This is a genomic window from Kitasatospora sp. NPDC047058, from assembly GCF_040643935.1.
Classification (GTDB): domain Bacteria; phylum Actinomycetota; class Actinomycetes; order Streptomycetales; family Streptomycetaceae; genus Kitasatospora.
On sequence record NZ_JBEYVJ010000563.1, the window covers coordinates 1 to 3,687 of the forward strand.

Sequence of the window (3,687 nt, forward strand, 5' to 3'; positions counted from 1 at the left end):
GCCCCGGCGCGGCGGCCCGCCGGCCCGCCGGCCCGCCGTCAGAGCCCCAGGCGGAGCGGGCCGAGGCGGGTGGCGACCAGGTTGGTGGCGCCGCGGTCGCGTTCGATGTGGCCGTGCACCAGCAGGCCGGCGCGGTCGAGGGCGGTGCGGCGCTGGGACTCCCAGACCGGGCGGCTGCAGATCACGTTGATCAGGCCGGTCTCGTCCTCCAGGCTGAGGAAGAGCACCCCGCCGGCCGTCGGCGGACGCTGACGGTGGGTCACCAGGCCGCCGACCACCACGGCGGTGCCGGGCGGCACGTCCGGCAGTTGGGCGGCGGTGAGCGCGCCGCCGCGTTCCAGATGGGCCCGCAGGTGCTGGACGGGGTGGCTGGTGGCGGAGGTGCCGGTGGCCCAGAGGTCGGCGATGGTCTCCTCGACCGGGGTCAGCTCCGGCAGCTCCGGCGCCTCGGTGCCGGGCGTGGCGCCGGGGAGCAGCGCCGCCGAGACGCCCGCGTACGCCCCGGCCGCCCAGAGCGCCTGACGGCGGCCCAGCCCGAAGCAGCCGAACGCGCCCGCCGTGGCGAGCGCCTCCAGCACCGGCGCGGGCAGGCCGGTCCGGCGGGCGAAGTCCTCCAGGTCCGCGTACGGCTGCCCGGCCGCGATGGCCTCGGCCTGCGGGGCGCCGATGCCCCGGACGGTGTCCAGGCCGAGCCGGATGGCGGGCTGCGGCTTGCCGGCGGTGAGCGGCGGGGTGGGCGTCGGCCCCCGGTACGGCTCCAGGGTGGGCCGGGGCCCGCTGGCGTTGACGTCCACCCCGCGGACCCGGACGCCGTGCCGCCGGGCGTCCGAGATCAGGCTGAGCGGGGAGTAGAAGCCCATCGGCTGGTTGGCCAGCAGGGCGCAGGTGAAGGCCGCCGGGTAGTGGTACTTGAGCCAGGCGCTCGCGTACACCAGGTAGGCGAAGCTGATCGCGTGGCTCTCCGGGAAGCCGTAGTTGGAGAAGGCCTCGATCTTGGTGTAGACGTCCTCGGCGACGTCCTGCGGGATGCCGCGCCCGGCCATGCCGGTGAGCAGCCGCTCGCGCAGCCGGGCGACGCGTTCGTGCGAGCGTTTGGCGCCCATCGCCTGGCGCAGTCGGTCGGCCTCGGCGGGGGTGAACCCGGCGCAGTCGATGGCCAGTTGCATCATCTGCTCCTGGAACAGCGGCACCCCGAGGGTCTTGCCGAGCGCGTTCTCCATCAGCGGGTGCGGGCAGCCGGCCGGTTCGACCCCGGCCCGGCGCCGCAGGTACGGGTGGACCGAGCCGCCCTGGATCGGGCCCGGGCGGATCAGGGCCACCTCGACCACCAGGTCGTAGAAGTGGTCCGGCTTGAGGCGCGGCAGGGTGGCCATCTGGGCGCGCGACTCGACCTGGAAGACGCCGACCGTGTCGGCCCGGCGCAGCATGGCGTAGACGCCCGGGTCGTCGTCCGGGATGGTGGCCAGGGTGAGGCGCACGCCGTGGTGCCCGGCGATCAGGTCGCAGGTGTCGTGCAGCGCGGCGAGCATGCCGAGGCCGAGCAGGTCGATCTTGACCAGCCCGGCGCCGGCCGTGGAGTCCTTGTCCCACTGCAGGACGGACCGGCCCGGCATCCGGGCCCACTCGGTCGGGCAGATCTCGGCGATCGGCTCCTTGGTGAGCACCATGCCGCCGGAGTGGATGCCCAGATGGCGCGGCAGGCCGTGGAGCTGTCCGGCCAGGGCGAGCACGTCGGCGGGGATGACGGCGTCCGCACCGGGCGCGGAGCGGAAGTCGGCCTGCCGGCTGAACGCGTCCACCTGGCCCTGCGGGTAGCCGAGCACCCGGGCGGCGTCGCGCAGCGCCAGCCGGGGGCGGTAGGTGATCACGTTGGCGACCTGGGCGGCGTGCTCGCGCCCGTAGCGGCGGTAGACGTACTGGATGACCTCCTCGCGGCGGCGGTTCTCGATGTCCAGGTCGATGTCGGGCGGCCCGTCCCGGGCGGTGGAGAGGAAGCGTTCGAAGAGCAGCCGGTAGTGGATCGGGTCGACGGCGGTGATCCCGAGCGCGTAGCAGACCGCCGAGTTGGCCGCCGAGCCGCGCCCCTGGCACCAGATGTCCTCGCGGCGGCAGAAGTCGACGATGTCGTGGACGATCAGGAAGTACCCGGCCAGGTCGAGCTCCTCGATGACGTCCAGCTCCCGGGCGAGCTGGCGGCGGGCGGGCCCGTTGCCGGGACCGAAGCGGACCGGGCCGCCCTCGGCGACCAGCGCGCGCAGCAGGCCGATCTCGGTCTGGCCGGGCGGGACGGGGAAGCCGGGCAGCTCCGGGTCCAGCCGGGTGAAGTCGAAGGCGCAGGCCCGGGCCAGGTCGACGGTGGCCTCCCGGACACCGGGGAAGCGGGCCAGCCGGGCGGCCATCTCGCGGCCCGACCGCAGGTGCGCGGTGCCGGCCGCCTGGGTCCAGCCCGCCGCGTCCTGGAGGGTGCGGCGCTCGTGCAGGGCGGCGAGGCTCTGGGCGAGCCGGCCCTGGGCCGGGCCCGCGTGGTGGGCGTTGGTCGAGGCGACGGTGGCCAGGCCCAGCCGGCCGGCGAGCGCGGCCAGGGCGTCGTTGCGCCGGTCGTCGCCGGGCAGCCACTGGTCGATCAGCTCGACGTACACGTTCTCGTGCCCGAACGCCTCGGTGAGGGTGAGCAGTCGGCGCTCGGCCGGGCCGCCCGGGCCGCCGGCGAGCGCGCCCGGGCCGCCGGTGAGCGCGGCCGGCACCCGGCCGAGGCGGCAGCCGGTGAGCACCGCCCAGTGGCCGTCGTGCGCGTCGGCCAGCGCCGCGAAGTCGTACACCGGGTTGCCCTTGGCCCCGCCCGCCAGCTGGGCGGCGCCGATCGCCGCGGAGAGGCGGCGGTAGCCGGCCGGGTCGCGGGCCAGGACCAGCAGGTGCTCCTGTCCGCGCCGGAGCGTCAGTTCGGCGCCGAACACCGTACCGATGCCCGCCTCCCGGGCCGCCTCGGCGAAGCGCACCGCGCCGTAGAGGCCGTCGTGGTCGGTCAGGGCGAGCGCCTCGACCCCCAGCCGGGCGGCCTCCGCCACCAGTTCCTCGGGGTCGCTGGCGCCGTCGAGGAAGCTGAAGGCGGAGTGGACGTGCAGCTCGGCCCAGGCCGGGGCGGCTCCGCCGTCCGGGTCGGCGGGCCGGGCGGGGGCGCCGGGCGCCCCGGGGTGACGGCGCAGCGGGACGACCTCGCCGCCCGCCGGGCCCGGCCGGCCGCCGGCCAGGCGTCGGTGCAGTTCGCTCCAGGGGAGCGTGGGGTGACTGGTGAATCCCATCGGGGGTGTTGCCTCTGCTGCCTTCGGTCGTGCCTTGTTTCCGCCCCCCTTTTTCGTGTTCTTCGTGTTCTTCGTGCCGTGAGTGCCGAGGCCCGTCGGTGCCGAGGCCCGTCGGTGTCCCGGCCCGCCGGTGTCCCGGTCCGGCGGGCCGGTCAGTCGTAACCGGCCTCCAGGAACCACGCACCCCCCTCCACCGTGAGCAGCAGCGCGCGGCCGTCCGCCACCGTGACCTGGAAGCGGGCCCGGCGGCGGGCGAGCGACCGGTCCCACCAGTACTCGACCGCCGGCCAGGGCCCGGTCCAGCCGTCCACCGGCAGCTCCCGCCCCCGCACCGCCACCGTGGACGGCCGGGCCGACACCCCCGCCCGGCCGTCCACCCGCACCGGCC

At 76.3% G+C, this 3,687-nt stretch carries 1 protein-coding gene and 1 pseudogene; both read right to left on the reverse strand.

The window, feature by feature from the left end:
- Positions 1–38: 38 nt before the first annotated feature.
- On the reverse strand, positions 39–3,299 hold the full coding sequence (locus ABZ885_RS37450) for an error-prone DNA polymerase (protein WP_360199091.1): 3,261 nt from the start codon (positions 3,297–3,299) through the stop codon (positions 39–41).
- 152 nt (positions 3,300–3,451) lie between these two features.
- Positions 3,452–3,687, reverse strand: a pseudogene (locus tag ABZ885_RS37455) (DNA polymerase Y family protein); the annotation flags it as partial.